Annotated in this window: 8 protein-coding genes; all 8 read right to left on the bottom strand. The window is 68.2% G+C overall.

The window, feature by feature from the left end:
- Positions 1 to 5 precede the first annotated feature (5 nt).
- Positions 6 to 518, bottom strand: coding sequence for a hypothetical protein (locus A5658_RS02040; RefSeq protein WP_067330511.1), 513 nt, complete (start codon positions 516 to 518; stop codon positions 6 to 8).
- 136 nt (positions 519 to 654) lie between these two features.
- The gene (locus A5658_RS02035; RefSeq protein WP_067330624.1) at positions 655 to 2,394 is read right to left on the bottom strand and encodes an ABC transporter ATP-binding protein; all 1,740 of its coding nucleotides are present in this window, start codon (positions 2,392 to 2,394) and stop codon (positions 655 to 657) included.
- The gene (locus A5658_RS02030) at positions 2,391 to 4,955 is read right to left on the bottom strand and encodes an ABC transporter ATP-binding protein/permease (RefSeq protein WP_067330509.1); all 2,565 of its coding nucleotides are present in this window, start codon (positions 4,953 to 4,955) and stop codon (positions 2,391 to 2,393) included. The genes A5658_RS02035 and A5658_RS02030 overlap by 4 nt, the downstream gene beginning before the upstream one ends.
- Positions 4,955 to 5,167: an MbtH family protein gene (locus A5658_RS02025; RefSeq protein WP_067330506.1), complete on the bottom strand. Its 213-nt coding sequence runs from the start codon at positions 5,165 to 5,167 to the stop codon at positions 4,955 to 4,957. The genes A5658_RS02030 and A5658_RS02025 overlap by 1 nt, the downstream gene beginning before the upstream one ends.
- Positions 5,145 to 6,434, bottom strand: coding sequence for an NADPH-dependent L-lysine N(6)-monooxygenase MbtG (gene mbtG / locus A5658_RS02020; RefSeq protein ID WP_067330504.1), 1,290 nt, complete (start codon positions 6,432 to 6,434; stop codon positions 5,145 to 5,147). Before mbtG ends, A5658_RS02025 begins: the two co-directional genes overlap by 23 nt.
- Positions 6,431 to 10,837: a non-ribosomal peptide synthetase gene (locus A5658_RS02015; protein WP_067330628.1), complete on the bottom strand. Its 4,407-nt coding sequence runs from the start codon at positions 10,835 to 10,837 to the stop codon at positions 6,431 to 6,433. The genes mbtG and A5658_RS02015 overlap by 4 nt, the downstream gene beginning before the upstream one ends.
- Positions 10,834 to 17,349, bottom strand: a complete 6,516-nt coding sequence (locus tag A5658_RS02010; RefSeq protein ID WP_067330501.1) for a non-ribosomal peptide synthetase — start codon at positions 17,347 to 17,349, stop codon at positions 10,834 to 10,836. Before A5658_RS02010 ends, A5658_RS02015 begins: the two co-directional genes overlap by 4 nt.
- A partial coding sequence (locus A5658_RS02005; protein ID WP_197503014.1) for an acyl carrier protein occupies positions 17,346 to 17,739 on the bottom strand: 394 nt, incomplete at its 5' end. The genes A5658_RS02010 and A5658_RS02005, both read right to left, overlap by 4 nt.

The raw sequence follows: 17,739 nt of genomic DNA, 5'->3' as shown, positions 1-17,739 counted from the left end.
GCCGTTCAGTTGACGGCGGTGGCCGCCTGCACCAGCGCAAGTGCGGAGTCGTGCTGCAGCATCCACGTGCCGCCCTGGTCGACGAACACGAGGGTCTTTTCGACCGGCCCGGCAAACTTGGGGCCCGTAATGCCGACGTCGGCTTTGACCCCGTTGCCCGGGATCGGCTGGATGTTGGTGACGTTGAACTGTTCCGGGAAGTTTCCGTTGCGGTAGGCCTTGCGCAGGTCGTGGTCGGCCACGTGGCCCTCGCCCGACGTTATGCCGTTTTCCACCAGGCCCACTTTGGTCTCGTAGTTCACGCCGGGGTCGGTGACGCGGGTGCACAGGTCGGCCAGCTGCTCGGGGGCCGGAAGCGGTGGCTGGCCGGGCGCCGGCGGCGGCGGGTCGAGCGGTGCGTTGTGCACGACGGGCACGATCTGGGGCGCGACGCCGACGGTCAGTGCCGTCGCGCCGGCCGCGGCGGCACCAATGGTGGCGACGGCGGCCACCCCGGTGGCGAAGAATTTCATGGTCATCGTTGTCCCTTCGATTTGGACGTGATCATCGGGTGTCATTCTGCTGGTCGTTGCGCGGTCTGCCGCGACCCTGATGCTGGCGTGTCGTATTACCCGTTGTCGCCCATCAAAACCACTGGTGAGCGTGTGGCTGCGACTAGTTGACGTGGATCCGCCAGTCGGCGGCGTCACGTTGCTGGCGCCAGAAATCGTCGAAACGACCGCCCGCGGTGAGCAGTTCGTCGACCGTGCCGTCCTCGACGATCGTGCCCGCGTCGAGGAACAACACCCGGTCGGCGTGCCGGATGCTGGCCAATCGGTGGGCGACGATCACCCGGGTCCGTGGCCGCGGGTCGGCCGTGAGCGCGTCGACCACCGCGGCCTCGTTCTCGGTGTCCAGCGCGCTGGTCGCCTCGTCGACGAGCAGGATCGGGGCCGGCTTGAGCAGAGCGCGCGCGATGCTGACCCGCTGGCGCTCGCCACCGGACAGCGCTGTACCCGCCTCGCCGACGATGGTGTCGGCGCCGGCGGGCAGCCTGCTGGTGAGTTCGTCGACGCGGGCCAGCGCGACGGCCCTGCTGAACTGCGCGTCGCCTGCGGCGGGGTCACCGGCTGCGACGTTGTCCCGGATCGTCCCATGGAACAGATAGGGATGCTGGAACACCACGCTGCTGACGGCCCGGCGGGCGTCGGCGTCCAATGTGGCGACGTCGACGCCGTCGACCAGAACGCGGCCCTCGACGGGCTGATACAGCCCGGCGATGAGCGCCAGAATCGTGCTCTTGCCCGATCCGGACGGTCCGACGATCGCCGTGGTGGTGCCCGGTTGCAGCGTGAAGCTGACTCGGTCCAGCACCGGTGCGCTCGCGCCGTCGTAACTGAACGTGACGTCGTCGAATTCGATCAGCGGTGCGCGGTCATCCGCACGGCGGCGTTGAGTTCCGGCGGCCATGACGGGTGCACCGAGTACCGCGCGGATCCGCTCGAGGGTGGCGCGGGTGCTTTCCAGGGCCGGGCCCAGCTCGCTGATCGACGTGAACGGCTCCAGGTAGCGGGCGATCACCACGATCAGCGCGATCGCCTCCGGCACGCTCAGCGTGTGGGCGATGGTCAAAGCCGTTGTCGCGCCGGCGAACAGGATCAGCGCGAGCTGGCTGGCCAGGCTGAACAGCAGCTGGCCGGGAACCTGCATGGTCAGCAGCCGCATCGTGGCGCCGTGCTGGGCGGCCAGCGCGTCGCCGACCATGCTGCGGGCCGGCTCGACGCGGCGCGCCGCGCGCAATGCCTGCTGGGTGCGGGCGAACTCGATGATGCGCTCGGTGAGCGACGTATTCGCTTCGGCGGCAGCCTGATCCGCGCGACGGGCCAGCCGGGCCGAGGCCCACAGCGCTCCGAGCAACAGTGGCACACCGCCCATCGCAGCGACACCGAGCTGCCACGACACCGGCAGCAGCGCCACCCCGATGGCGGCCGGCAGCAACACGGCGGTGACCAACGGCGTGAGCAGGTTGACGGCGAGTCCGACCAGTTCTGGGCCGGTCGCGGCGATCGCCTGCCGTGCCGTCGCGGTGTTCTCCGCACCGAACCATTCCAGGCGCACATCGGGCAACCGGTCTGCGACGTCGTGCTGGGTATGGTCGAGGACAGCGAAGCCGAGATCGAAACCGATTCGCGCAGTGGCGGTGTCGACGATCCAGCCGGCCGCGGTCGCGGCGGTGAGCCAGCCCAGCCAGATCAACGCCCGCTGCGGAGCGTCGCTGAACAGCGCTCCCACCAACGGCACGAGCAACACGGCGCCGACGGCCCGCACGATCACCGAGACCAGGGCGAGCACGGTGTACACGATCACCCTGCCCCGGCGTTCCGGCGGGACGAGGCCGATCCAGGTGCGGATCATCGGGTGGCCTCCTGAGTGCTCGTCGCGCTGACCGGTTCGCGGCGGCCGCTGTCCCACAAGCGTCGATAGCGTCCGTCGGCGGCCAGCAGTTCGTCGTGGGTGCCCTGCTCGGCGATGCGGCCGTGGTCGAGCACGACAATCTGATCGGCCCCGGCGATGGTGTGTAGGCGGTGCGCGATCACCAAGACCGTGCGCTCCCGAGTCAGCCGGTTGAGTGCCTGCTGCACAAGGTATTCCGATTCGGGGTCGGCGAATGCGGTCGCCTCGTCGAGGATTAGGACCGGCGTGTCGGCGAGGATCGCCCGGGCAATCGTGAGTCGTTGACGTTCCCCGCCGGACAGCCCGCTCGCCGCGCCGAGCACGGTGTCGTAGCCGTTCGGCAGTCGCAGGATGCGCTCGTGGATTTGGGCCTCGCGGGCGGCTGCCTCGATCTGCGCGGGGGTCGCGTCGGGGACGGCCAGGGCGATGTTCTCGGCGACGGTGCCGTGGACGAGCTGGGTTTCCTGCAGCACGAATCCGACTCGGGTGTAGAGCTCGTCGGCGGTCAGCGACCGAATATCGTGGCCGCCAACCGTGATCGCGCCCTGTTGCACGTCGTAGAAGCGGGCCAGCAGAGCGGCCAGCGTGGACTTGCCCGACCCCGAGGGGCCGACCAGTGCGGTGACCGTGCCGGGCCGCAGCGTTAACGAGACGTCGTGCACTACCGGCACATCGGGCCGGTAGCCAAAGGTGACCCGGTCGAACACCACGCAGTCGTCAGGGCCGTTGCGCGGCTCTTCGCGCACCGAGAGTTCCGGCTCGTCGAGCGCGATCTGCAGCCTGCGAGCGGCCAGCAGCCCGGCGCGGATCCCGCCCAGTCCGTAGGCGATGTTGAGCAGCCGAGCGCCGAAGGTGGTGCCCAGCAACAGGAACGGCAACAGGTCGACCGGATTCATGTCGCCGCCGATGACCAACAGCGTGCCGGTCGCGGCGATCAGCCACAGGAATGTGGTGGGCCGGGTGACGAGATCCATCAACGTCTTCTTGCCGGCCAATGGACGCTGCCACTCGGTGAGGAACCCGACGTACTCGTCGAGCCTGCGCCGGAAGCTGGATGCAGCGGCACCACCGAAGACCCGGATCACCGGCTGGCCTTCGAGATACGCGCCGGCCTCGCCGCCCATCCGCTCCGCCCAGCGTTGTGACTGCGGGATTTTCGGGCCGGATTGAATCGTCATCGACGACGTCAGCACCAGATAGACCAACACGGGAAGGAACAACACCAGCGCGACCCGCCAGTCGACCACGAACAGGTAGACCAACACCGCCAGCGGTGCGACTACCGCCGCGACCGCGTCCGGAATGGCGTGGGTGACCAGGTAGTGCAGCGACAGGGTGTCGTCGGCGACCAGTTGTTTGATCGACCCCGATCCGCGAGCGGTGAACCAGCCCAACGGGACTCGCGACAATTTGCTCAGCAGCCGCGAACGCAGGTCACTGGCGAACCGCGCGTCGACGACATGTAGCCACAGCGTCAGCGCGGCGCCCAGCAAGGTGCCGGTCCCGAGCAGCACCACGGCGGCCAAGCCGATCTGTTTCAGTTGCGAAGCCTCGGCGCCGGACACCAGTTGCCGGGCGAGTTCGACGAGCAGCACGAACGGCGCCAACTGGACCAGCGTAATGATGGCCTGCAAGACGCCCGAGGCGATCAACGCCGAGCGCAGCGGCGCGAGCAGCCGGCCTGCGGCCTGGGTGCGCCAACTCCCCTGGACTGCCGTCGGTACATCCTGGGCGACAACGCTTTCCGGCTCGGCGGTGATCGCCGGCTCTTGGTCGCCGCGCCGCGTACCCATCGCGCGCCCGGCGCTCCAGTAGGCCTGCGCGTGGATCTCGGACTTAGGGAAGCCGAAGTCGTCGCGTAGCCGGGTCCGGACGTGCTTGAGCGTGCCGGCTTCCGGTGTGGCCCAGCAATACCAGTCGGACCAGTCGCGGGTTTCGATAGCGCCCGCAAGGGATTTCTCGTCGCGTCGGTCGACCCAGTGCAGCCGCAACCGCGGATGCTGCGCGATCGGGATCTGCCGGTCGTTGTCGTCGTGCTGCTCGAGGTAGACCTCGATCGGCACGTCGTCGGGGACGATGCCGATGATCCCGTTGATGCCCGGTATGGACGCCGAGTCACCGATCAACAGGTAGCCGGCCGGGTGCTCGTCGGGTGTGTCGAATCGCGACGAGCCCATCAACGACATCACCGCGATGGTCGCGCCGGGTTCGACCGTTCGGGCCCACGTCGAGGCCGGGCCGGCCGGGTCGTGCAGCACCACGTCGACCGCGAACCGCCCGGCCGCCACGTCGGCCTCGGAAATCGTGTACGCGCGTTGGAATTCGGTGGTCGACCCGTCGGGGTCGGGAAACCAGAACCTGAGCCAGGCCGCGGGCTCGGCCTGGGCGTCGGAGAACAGCGTGGGCGACTCCATCCGGATACGCACGAAATGCGGTGCTATCCGGATGGTTTCGAGCACGGTCGCGGTGTGGTCGCGGGCGCCGAAGCCCCGCAGCATCGCACCTTGAAAACCGCGGGCCATCAGCTGTCCATCGCCTCGCGCAGGCTTCGGGGCCGCATGTCGGTCCAGTTCTCCTCGACATAGGCCAGGCATTCCGCGCGTCCAGCCTCCCCGAAGACCTTGCGCCAGCCCACCGGGATGTCGGCGAACGTCGGCCACAGACTGTGCTGGTCTTCGTCGTTGACGAGGACGACGAAGGTGCCGTTCTCGTCATCGAAGGGATTGGTGCTCATCATCTCTCCTGATCGAGGGGCCGGTGCTGACACCCAGATCGGCGCCCAGCACCCGATCGGACAACAGCCCCAGACAACTGAGGTTGGGAAAACCGGGTCCCTGGTTGAGCCCGGCGAGGTTGGGTAGGAACAACTTCGGTGCGACATCGACGACGGCGAGGTCGTGCCCGATGGCTTCCTGGACGCGGTCCCCGGTCAGCGGACCACCCAGGCCCAGCTCCAGCAGGTCGAGCGCGTCCTGGCTGAACAACGAGGTGAACCACAGCGGGTCGGCGCCCGACCCGTCGATGACCAAGTCGAAACCGTGCACCGTTTCCAGGTTTTCGCTGCCCCGGTTGGTCGACAGCGTCAGCCTGATCTGCTCGTCGCGACCCACTGCGTGCGCCACCCGCCCGCGCAGATGACGGATGCGGTCGTCGGCCAACAGGGCGTCCTGGACGTTGGCCGAGAACACCCCGCGGTCGGTGCGCGCGATCGCGTCGCGCCGCTCCTCCACCGTCAGCGCGGTCCAGTCACTGGGGTCGGAGAACAGCGCGTTCTCGAAAAAGCTCTCACCGCGGGTGAAGAGCGTGACCTGCGGCGAGATCACCGTGATGGTCGAAACGCGGTGCCGGAACAGCTCATTCAGCATCGCCGCGGCGGTCTCGCCGCCACCGATCACCGCGACCCGTTCGGCGTTGATGCGGTCGTGCTGTCCGGCGCGATGCCAGAACTGCGCGATCGACATCACCCGCGGGTTGCCCGGCAGCAGCGAGCGTTCCGCTTGTCCGGGTCCGGTGATCATCAAACCGTCGGCGTGCACACATGTTTCGTCGGTGTGCAACGCCCACTGGTCGCCGTCGACGGCCAGCCGGTCGACCTCTCCGTACACCACCGTCATGCCGATTTCGTCGGCCACCCAGCGCAGGTACTGGCTCCATTGTCGGTGGGTCGGCGCCGGCCGGCCACGGTCGATCCATTGCGCGAATTGGGTGGTGGCAATCAGATATGCCTGCCAGCTGTGCCGGGTCATCCGCTCGTCGAGTTCGGCATTGCGGCGTGGGACCAGGGAGGAGCGATAAGGAAATCCGACGTCTTTTTCCGGGCTGGTGCCCAGTCGTTGGGCGCCGTCGGTCCAGCCGCCGCTGGCCTGCCAGTTGGCGCCCACCCCGGTGCGTTCGATGGCGACCACCTTGGGTGCCTCGACACCCATTTCGCTCAGCACGTGCGCCTTGGCGGCAACCGCCACCGCCTTCACACCGGCACCCAGGACGGCAAGCGTGGTCATGACACCATCTCCTCGAGCGACTGCGTCCAAAGCTGCTGCAGGGCAGCGATGTCCGACTCACTGAGGATGTCGGGCAGTGCCCGCCACTGCGTCACCAGCACCTGATGCTCGCCGCTGCCGAGCACGGTCGCGACCAGGCTCAGCTCGTAACGGACCGCGAGGTCAGGCTCCGGCAGCGGTGAAACACCGTTCAGCAGCCCGCGATCCAGCCACAGTCCGCTGGTGCCGCCCACTTCGGCGCGACCCAGGTAGTTCAGCAACACCTGCGGCCCGTCGAAGGCGGCGAGGCGACCGGCGGTGTCGCCGCGCAGATACCGCAGCAGCCCGTAGTCGACACCGTCGCCGGGGATGGCCGCCAGCAGTTCCCGCACGCGTCGCGGGTCGTCGGTGTCGACGCGGAGCGGATAGATCGCGCTCAACAGCCCAACGGTCTCGCTCGTATCGACGGTGGTGTCGAACAGCGAATCGGCCCGGCCGTGGGTCTCCAACGCCAGTAGCGGCGGCGGTGTCGGTTGCCCGCGCTGTCGCCGCCACCGGGTGATCATCCGCGACGCGGCGGCGATCAGGACGTCGAACACCGGCAGCCCGGACTTCAGCAGCCGGGCGGTGGCGTCCACGTCGAGCATCGCCGTCCGCACCAACAGCCCGGCGGCGCGGTCGCTGGCCGGCGCCAAGCGCCGCTGTCCGAGCTCGGGGTCGTCGCCGGCCAGCTGCGTCGTCCAATACGGCTCGCTGTCAAGGGATTCCGCGCGTATCGTCATCGCCCGCACCCAGCGCCGATAGCTGGTGTGCTCGCGAACCGGGGCCGGGGTGTTGCCAGCCATCAGAGCGTGCATGGTGGCGTCGAGTTCGCCGAGCACCACCTGCCACGACACCGGGTCCAAAGCCAGCACGTGGGCGGCCAGCACCAGCACGCTCTGGCCGGTCTGCGGTCGCAGCCACACGGCTGTCATCAGCTTCCCGTGTTCAGGATCGAGTCCGTCGATCGCCTGCGCGGTCTGGGTGGCAACGGCGTCCCGCAGATCACCGGACACCGTTGTCTCGGTGAGGATGTCGACAGACTGAGCGGCGTGCAAGGACATCGTCGCGCGGTCCAGTCGGCTGCGCAGCACTTCGTGACCGGCGACGATGGTCGCCAGCGCCGTCCGCAATTGCTCGCCGGTGACGCCGTCGGGCAGGCGAATCGCTTCGGCCTGCGCCAGCCGGCGGGGCTCACCGAATTCGTAGAGCCAGTGCGCGTTAGCCAGCAAGGGGATGGGCCCGCTGCCCGTTTCGGTGTCTGCGATGGGCTTGCCGGCGGCGGCTTCGGCGTCGATGGCCGCAGCAAGCTCGCGGACGCTTGCGCACTCCAGGATCAGCCTGGCACGCAGTGCGATACCGCGCCGTCGGGCCGCCTGTACGACCGACAGCGCCACGATGCTGTCCAGTCCCAGCTCGAGGAAGTCCGCGTTCGGGTCGACGCGGCCGACGCGCAGGATCTCGGTCAGCACCTCGGCCAGCACCGACTCCGTCTCGGTTTCGGGCTCGGCCCCGCCCGACTCGGTCAGCGCCGTCGAATCGGTTGCCACCAAGGCGGCTTCATCCAGCTTGCCGTTGGAGGTCAGCGGGATCTCGTCGACGGCGACGATGCGCTGCGGCACCATGTACCGCGGCAGCCTAGCCGCCAGCATGCCGCGCAGCTCGATCACCGATGACGAATCCGTAAGCGCCACATAGGCAATCAACCGCGGCACGCCCTGATGCTCGCGCACCACCACACCGGCATGCCGGACGTCGGGGTGTGATTCGAGCACGACCGCGATCTCGCCGGGCTCCACCCGGTGGCCGCGAATCTTGACCTGCGCGTCCGCGCGGCCCACGTATTGCAGCGATCCGTCAGGTTGGCGCCGCACCAAATCCCCCGTGCGATACATGCGTTCGCCCGCGGCGAAGGGATCGGCGACGAAACGCCCGACGGTTTCGCCTGCACGGTTCAGGTACCCGCGGGCCAGTTGGGCGCCACCGAGGTACAACTCGCCCGCGACACCGTCGGGCACCGGGCGCAGCGCGGAATCCAGCACGTAGCCGCGGGTGTGGCCGGTCGGATGCCCGATCGACGGCTCGTCGTAGTGGTCGATGGCGGCCACCACCGCTTCGACCGTGGTCTCGGTGGGTCCGTAGCAGTTGAAGGCCGTCATCCCGGTCTGCGCGCACCGGCGTCGGATGAACTCCCAGGAGCCGCGGCCGAGTGCTTCGCCGCCGAGCGCGAGCACGGCCAGTGGCACCCGGGCCAGCAAACCTGCCGAGCGCAGCTGGGCAAACATCGACGGGGTGGTGTCGATCATGTCGACACCGTGCTCGGCGATGGCCGCGACCAAGGCCTCGGCGTCGGTCTGGGTGTGCTCGTCGACGACGTGGACCGTGTGGCCGTCGAGCAATCCGACCAGTGGCTGCCAGGCCGCGTCGAACGCGAACGACCAGGCGTGCGCGATGCACAGCGGCCGGCCGACTCGGGCCGCGGCCGGTCGCAGCACATGCTCGAGATGGTCATCGGCGTAGGCGCCGACCGCTGCGTGAGTTCCGATGACGCCCTTGGGCTCTCCGGTGGTACCCGACGTGAAGACCACGTAGGCGGCCTGACGGGAATCGACGTCTGCTGGGCGGAAGTCGCCGTGACCGTCGGCGGTGAAGTTGTCGTCGACGACGATGGTCGCACCGCTTTGCCGCAGAATCGAATTCACCCGCTCGGCCGGCATTGCGGGCTCCAGCGGGACGTATGTCGCTCCGGCTTTCAGCGCGGCGAGGATGGCGACGATGTACTGCGGACCGCGGGGGAGCTGGATGGCAACCGGGGTCTCGGCGCCGGCGCCGTGGGCCGCGAGCGCGCCGGCCAGACGATTGGCCGCCTCGTCGAGTTCGCGGTAGCTCAGGACGCCGCCCGACCACGTCACCGCCGGATGGTCGGGCACGCGGGCGACGACTTCCGCGAATCGGGTGTGAATGCCGTGCGGCGTGGCTGGTTTCGCCGCACTCCTGCCGACCGGTGCCGCCTCGCCGGCCAGCAGCACGCTGACGTCGCGCAGCGGGCTGTCCCAGTGATCCAGCATCCGATCCGCGGTGGTCAGCAGCCGCTGGCCGAGGTTTTCCGCGGTGGTGTTTCCGATCGCGCCGTCGACGACTTCGACCATCAGGACCAGTCGCTGGTCGGCCATGTGCGCCGCGAGCACGATCGGGAAATGCGTCAGGCTTTCCACGGCGGCTGGCCGGAACGTGAGGCCGGTGCCGGCCAACTGGTCGCCCGCGGCCATCCCGCCCGTCGGGAAGTTCTCGTAGACCAGCAGGGTGTCGTACATTTCGCCGACGCCGCCCATGGCCCGGAGCTGCGCATGCCCCAGGTAGCTGTGATCGCGCAGCATTGCCGAATCCCGTTGTACGGCACGGCATTGCTCGCCGACCGGCGCGGCGGCATCGAGCCGCACGCGTAGCGGCACGGTGTTGATGAACAAGCCGACCATCGTCTCGACGCCGGCCAACTCGGCGGGGCGGCCGGACACGGTGACCCCGAAAACCACGTCGTCACGATCGGTCAGCCGGGACACGATCGTCGCCCACGCGGTCTGCAGCAGGGTGTTGAGCGTGACCCCGTGGGCGCGGGCACCCGTGACCAGTCGCTCGGTGGCCTCGGCATCCAGCTGCAGCTCGGTCCGCTGAGGCAGACGCGTCGAGGTTCGCGCGGCATCAGCACCGCCGAACGCGGCCGCGAGCAGCGTAGGACCGGGCAGGCCGGCAAGGTGCTCACGCCAAACCCGTTGACTGGCTTGTTGATCCCGGCCGGCGAGCCAGCCGATGTAGTCGCGGTACGGCCGAGGGGCAACCGGTAGCGCGTCGAGATCGCCGCCGGCGCGATACAGGATCATCATCTCGGCGACGAACACCGGCAGCGACCAGCCGTCGATCACGATGTGGTGCGCGGTGATCACCAAACGCCATCGCGCATCGGGCAATTCGATGAGCAGAAACCGAATAGCCGGATGCCGCTCGAGATCGAACGGCCGCCGACGCTCGTCGAGTTCGATCGCCTCGATGTCTGCTTCAACAGCGGTGACGTCGCGCCATGGCAGGTCGACTCGCGACGGCACGATCTGCACCGGGCGGGGAATTCCGCGGCTGAAGAAGCTTGCTCGCAAATTCGGGTGCCGGACCAACATCTTCGCCGCGCAGTCGCGGAGCAACGCGGCATCCAGGGCGCCGAAGATGTCGGCGGCCATACCGATCACGTACGGGTCGTCGGCGGGCTGGCCTTCGGCGAATTCGGCCAGTGCGGTCAGCGAATACAGGCCCTCCTGAAGAGGACTCAGCGCCATCACGTCCTCGATGTCGGGTGTCGTGACGTCATCGCAGGCTTGGGCTTCGGTCGCGGTCATGACGTCCCGTCCCGCGACTTCGACCACAGCTGCGTCACCGCCGCCAAGTCGGTCGCCGACAAGCCCGAGGTCGTCATCGGCTCGAACCGGGTGGTGTCTTCCACGGGGCCCACCTCACTGTCTGTCGGCAGCGCATCGACCGCGGCGGCCAGCTGCTCCACGGTGGGGTTCTCGAAAACCATTCGCGGGTTGACCGATAGCCCGACCGCCCGTGCCCGCGAGGCCAACTGGACCGACAGGATGCTGTCTCCGCCGAGCGCGAAGAAATCGTCGAAGCGGCCGACCTCCTGTGTGGACAGCAGGTCGGCGAAGACGGCGGCCAGCGCGCGTTCGGTGTCGGTGCGGGCCGGCTCCGTGTGGCCGCTGGTGCTCACCGCGGGCCGTGGCAACCCGGGCCGATTCAGCTTGCCCGACTCCGTCTTCGGCAGCGCGTCCAGCACCGTCAGCGACGACGGCACCATGTAGCCGGGCAATGTCGCACTGATCGCGGCGCGCACCGATACCGCGAAATCCGCCTCGTCAGTGATGGGGTGCTGCGGCACAACGTAACCGGCCAGGCTCGTACCGTCGTGCACCTCCCAGGTGCGGGCGGCGGCCGCTGCGACACCGTCTGCGGCGGCCAGCGCGGCCTCAACCTCGGCGAGCTCGACCCGGAATCCGCGCACCTGTACCTGGTGGTCGGCGCGTCCGGCGAACTCCAATTCGCCGTCGTCGGTCCAGCGCGCCAGATCGCCGCTGCGGTACAACCGGCTACCGGGTTCGTCGGCGAACGGATTCGCGATGAACCGCGTCGACGTCAGCGCCGACCGCTTCCAATACCCGCGGGCCAACTGGTCACCGGCGTAGTACAACTCGCCCACCACCCCCACCGGCACCGGCCGCAATCCGTCGTCGAGCAGGTAGGCCTGCGCCCCGGCCACGGGTGAGCCGACCCGCGGGCTCGGCAGGCTCAGCCGTCCGCGCGACACCGCGCCGCAGGTTTCGGTGGAGCCGATGTTGTTCAACAACTGCGGACCCTGGTCGCCCGCGTCTGCACGCACGGCCGTCAGTCGCTGCAGCAGCGAATTGCTCACCGGCTCACCGCCACACACCAACCGGGCCAGTGACCGCACCGCGTCCGGCGCGCTGTCCACCAATGCGGACACCAGGCTGGGCACCGCGGTGATCTGAGCGACAGACTCGCGATTCATCAGCGCGCCAAGCGCTTCCGCGTCACGATGCTCGATGTCGTCGGCCAGGATCATCGTGGCGCCGGCTGCCAGGCCGGCCAACAGCTCCATGCCACCTTCGAGGAACGTCATCGACGCCTGTGACAGCCGAATGTCGTCCCCTCTCGGGGGATAGTGCCGCAGCTGCCAATCCAGCCGGGCGGCCATAGCGCGTTGAGTTCCTACGGCGCCCTTGGGTTTTCCGGTGGATCCGGAGGTGAACACCAGATACATCGGGTCGTCGGGGTGCGGCAACCGCGGTAGCGCGGACAATGGCTCCGGGGCCTCGATCGCGGATCGCACTTCGGCGTCATCGAGCAACACGGTGGTACCCGCAAAATCATCCGGCATGGTGTTGAGCGCTTCGACGGTCGCGACCACCACCGGTGGTTGCACGTCATCGAGCATGAACTGCTTGCGCGCCAACGGATATGCCGGGTCGATCGGGAAATAGGCCGCACCGGCTTTCACGATGCCGACAAGCGCCACCACCATGTCGATCCCGCGACGTGTCGAGAGGCCCACGAAGGAACCCGGACACACACCCCGGTCGGCGAGCATCGTGGCTAGATTGTCCGAACGTCGATGCAGCGCAGCGTAATCGAGATCCTCTCCGGCGCAGCGCACCGCGACCCGGCCGGCATCGCACTGTCGGCTGGCTTCGAGCAGTTCCGGCACGGTCCGCGGCCGGTCGGGCGGTGGCTGCTCGCCGCGGCTCCACTGGGCGAGGATGCGCTGCTGTTCGTGCGCATCGGCAAGCACCACGTCCCGCAAACTCTGGTCGATGTCGTCAGCAAACTCAGTGACGACTCGGGTCAGCCACCCGGCCAACCGCTCGATGGTGTTGCGGTGGTAGAGCTCGGTGCGGAAGATGAGGTTGCCGTTGTAGCCGACATCGCCGGATCCGTCGGTGCCGAAGAAGTTCACGCTGAGGTCGGCGTGCGCCATGTCGAACACGGGATCCAGCGAGGTGCACACGGTGTCACCGTCCGGCCCCGACTCGATGACCCGCGTCGCGGGAAGGTGATCGCGGACGTGCACGATCACCTGGAACAGCGGGTTGCGCGACAGCGATCGCACCGGGCTGACGCTGTCGACCACCCGGTCGAATGGCAGGTCTTGGTTGGCGTAGGCAGCCAGCGCGGTCTCACGCGACCGGGTCAACACCTCGCGGAGCGTGGGGTTGCCCCGTAAGTCGTTGCGCAGCACCAAGATATTGACGAAGAACCCGATCAGTTGATCGAGCTCGGCTTCGGTGCGGCCGGCGACCGGCGTACCGAGCGGAATGTCGACCCCGCTGCCCGCCTTGTGCAGCACCACGGCGACAGCGGCCTGCAGTGCCATGAATTCGGTGACGCCCAACTCACGGCACCGGTCGGCGAGTTTGGCGCGGGTGGCCGCGTCGATGCTGAAAATGACCGATTCACCGTCGCCGCTGGGCAGCGGCGGGCGCGGAAAGTCGGGGCGCAGACCGCTGTCCTCCGGCAGACCGGCCAGCTGGCTCGTCCAGTAGTCCCGTTGCTCGGTGGCAACCGCGGTCTCTTGTCCGCCCGGCTCCCCCAGGAAATCACGTTGCCAAGCGGCGTAGTCGGCGTACTGGACGCGAAGCGGAGCCCATGCCGGCGCCTCGCCGTCGCGGCGGGCCCGGTACGCGGTCATCACGTCGGCGAACAGCACACCCGCGGACCAGTGGTCGGAGGCGATGTGGTGGACGACCAGCGACAGCACATGTTCGCCGCCGTTGTCCAACACGGCGACCCGGATCGGCCATTCGCGGTCCAACTCGAAGCAGTGCCGACGCTCGGCCTCGAGTTGCTCCTGCAGCCACCGTTCGCCGTTACCCGCAGCGCGCCGCACCGCCAGCTCGGCGACCGGGCCGACCATCTGGTACGGGATGCCGTCGTCGTCAACGTATGTGGTGCGCAGGATTTCGTGGCGCGCGATGACGTCGCCGACGGCGGCGATCAACGCGTCGATGTCCCACGGCCCGGTCAGCCGCGCGGCGAACGGGATGTTGTTGACCGGGCTCGGCCCGTCCACCCGGAACGCGAACCAGCTCCGCAGTTGCGACGCCGACAGCGGCAAGGGTTCGTCGTGGTTGGTGGCGATCAGCCTGGGCCTCGACTGGCCGTGTGCCCCGGAACGCAAATCGTCGACCCGTTGCGCCAGCGCGCCGACCGTACCGAGCTCGAAGATATCGCGAATGCCGAGCTCGACGGCGCAGTCCGCGCGGATCGCGGTGACCAGCTTGGTGGCCACCAACGAGTGGCCGCCGAGATCGAAGAACGAGTCGTCGAGGCCGACCGGGTCATGACCCAGCAGGTCGGAAAACAGTTGAGCGATCCGGCGTTCAGTGACGGTCGTCGGATCGCGGTATTGCGCCTTGGTCATGATCTCCGGCTCCGGCAGCGCAGAGCGGTCGATCTTTCCGTGGGTCGTGATCGGGATCTCGTCGATCACCACGTAGCCGGCCGGGGTCATGTATTCGGGCAGCGCCGCCGCTACTCGCGCACGAATCCGTTCGAGGTCAACGGTTTCGCGGCCCTTCCCGTCGACCGGGGTGACATAGCCGACCAGGCTCTTACCCAATCCCGGTAGATCGCTGGCCACCACGACGGCCTGCCCGACACTGGGGTCGACCGAAATCGCCGCGGCGACCTCACCCAGCTCGATCCGGAAGCCGCGGATCTTGACCTGTTCGTCGGCGCGGCCGACGAATTCGATATCGCCGTCGGAGTTGCGGCGCGCCAGGTCGCCGGAACGGTAGAGCCGGGCGCCCGGGATGAACGGGTCGGCGATGAAGCGCTCGGCGGTCAGCCCGGGCCGGCGGTGGTAGCCGCGAGCCACATGCGTTCCACCGATGTAGATTTCGCCGATGACACCGACTGGGACCGGCTGCAGCGCATCGTCGAGCAGATGTATCTGGGTGTTGATCTTGGGCCGGCCGATCGGCACCACCCGAGTACCCTGGGCGCCCTCCACCGGGTAGCTGCTCGCGTTGACGATGGTCTCGGTGGGGCCGTAGAAGTTGTAGAGCAGCGCGTCGAAGGTGGCGTGGAATTTGTCGGCCACCTCGCCGGGCAGCGGTTCGCCGCCGATCGGCACCCGCCGCAGGGTGCGCCACTGGTTGACCCCGGGCAGCGACAAGAACAGCCCGAGAAGCGACGGGACGAAGTGCATCGACGTAATGCCTTCGCGCCGCAGCAGCTCGGTCAGGTATCCGATGTCGCGCAGACCATCCGGCCGCGGAATCACCAGCCGCGCGCCGCAGATCAGGGTGCCGAAGATCTCGCCGATCGACACGTCGAAGCTCGGCGAGGCCACTTGCAGCAGCCGGTCGGTTTCGTCGACTCGGTATTCCTCGCCGAACCAGACGAAATACTCCGCGATCGGCGCGTGCGGCACCGGCACACCCTTGGGCAGCCCGGTCGACCCCGAGGTATAGATCAGGTACGCGGTGTTGGCGGGGCCGAGCGGGCGGATCAGGTCCGTCGGCTCGGTGGCCGGGTAGTCCGCGAGGCCGGTGACCGGTTCACGAAGAACCAGTTTCGCTTCGGCGTCGTCGAGGATGAACGTCAGCCTGTCGTCGGGATAGGTGGGGTCGACAGGAAGGTAGACGCCGCCCGCTTTCAGGACGCCCAGCGCAGTGATGACCAGCTCGGGCGACTTGTCGAGCAGCACCGCGACCCGGTCTTCGGTGCCGATGCCCTGCTCGATCAGCCAGTGCGCCAACCGGTTTGCCTCGTCGTCGATTTCGCGGTAGCTGTACTGCCGGCCTTCGTAGACCACGGCCACGGCGTCCGGCGTCAGGGCCGCACGCCGCGCGACCAGGCTCGGGAGCGTGCTTGCCGGGCTGCTGAAGTCCTCGCCTGCCGACACGTCCCGTAGCCATTCGGCGTCCGCGTCGCTCAGCAGTCGGCATGCTGAGAGCGTGGTATCCGGTTCTGCCAGCGCGTGTTCCAAGAGCACGCCGTAGTGGCGCAGCAGTTGGTCCACCAGAGGACGGTCGAGAACCTCGACCAGGTATTCGGCTTCGACCGTTGCGCCGCGACCCGAACCGTCCAATTCGATCATGAACCCGAGCGGCAGCTGGCTGATGTGGCCGCGCAGCTCGGCGCGCTCACAGCGCACTCCGGGCGGACTGAACCCGCCGCCGTCGGGCTCGCGTAGCCCGAAGCTGACCCGGGTCATCCGCTCGGCGCCGTGCCGGCGGTCGGGATTGGATTCGCGCACCAGCCATTCCAGGTCGACGCGCGAGTGGGCCAGGGCTCCGACAGCGCTGTCCCTGGTCTGCACGAGCAACTCACGGAACGTCATCCGTGACTCCGGCCGCATCCGCAGCACCAGGGTGTTGCCGAAGTATCCGATCGCGTTCTCGGTTGCGGCTGTGCGGTTCAGCACGGGCGTCGCGACGAGGAAGTCCGAGGCGTGGGTGTATCGGTGTACGAGGGCGCCGAACGCCGCCATCAACACCATGTACGGGGTGGCGCCGCTCTCTCGGGCGAGCGCGGCGGCTCGCTCGATGGTTTCCGCCGACAGATGCGCGACGGTGCGCTGGGCGCGCCAGGTGCTGGGGACCACCGATCCGTTTGGGCCGGGAAGTTCCAGCGGCTCAGGCAGATTCGTCATCAGCGACCGCCAATAACCCAGGTCTTCGTCGCTGCTGCGGACCGGGTCCCCCGCAACCGACGTCGACACCGGCGGCACACTGTCGACGTCGGTGTAAGCGCGGGTGAGGTCGCTGAAGAACGGCGCCCACGAACCGTCATCCCACGCGATGTGGTGAGCGGTGAACAGCAGGATCAGCTCGTCGGCGCCCACCCGCGCGGCGGCGATTCGCAGCGGCGCGTCTTTGGTCAGGTCGAACGGTTGCCGAAACTGCCGCTGCGCCAGTACTTCCAGCCTGAGCTGGCGGGCCTGATCGGCAAGGCCGGACAGGTCATGCTCGGCCCAGTCCGGGCGTAGGTCGCCGTGGATCACCGGGTAGGGATCGCCGTCGCTGCCGGTTTGGTACGTGGTGCGCAGCACCGGGTGACGCAGCGCGACGGCATCTACGGCGCGGCGGAGCCGCGCGATGTCGACCTCACCGGTGATGCGGTAGGACACACAGATGTTGAGCAGCGCCCCGTCCGGGTCGACCGACTGAACGAACCACATCCGGCGTTGGCCGTCGGACATTTCGGGGTTCTGCGTGACGGCGGCCGCGCCGATGTTCGGTCGGGTCAGGCCACGCTCGGCGATCTTGCGACGCAATAACTCCAGACGCTGCGCTTCGAGCGTGTCGAAGCTCGTGGTGTCAGTCACGCGTACGTCCCAACCTTCCCCATGTCCTGTCCGTTGGTCGCACCGAGGACCTCGATCAGCTCGTTGACCGTGATGCCGCCGAGCATCCGCGCCACCGGAGCCGAGCGGCCCACGGTCCGGCGCAAGCGCCGCCGCAGGTCGAGCGCAAGCAGCGAGTCCAACCCGAGGTCGATCAGCGATGCGGTCGGGTCGATCGACAGCGCGTCGCCCAGTTGCAACGTCGCGGCGAGTTCGGCGTGCACGAACTCAGCCAGCGACCGCCCGCTTAAATCGTTGTGCGGCAACGTGTCGTCGTGCTCGTCGGGCTGACCGAACCGCATCGCGATCCCCTGGCTTTCGAAGAAAACCCGCAGCCGATGCAAGTCCGCATCAAAAATCAGGGGGTCACCG

Origin of the sequence: Mycobacterium sp. 1245111.1 (genome assembly GCF_001673405.1) — a bacterium.
GTDB lineage: Bacteria > Actinomycetota > Actinomycetes > Mycobacteriales > Mycobacteriaceae > Mycobacterium.
This window is presented reverse-complemented; position numbering and strand designations above follow the sequence as displayed.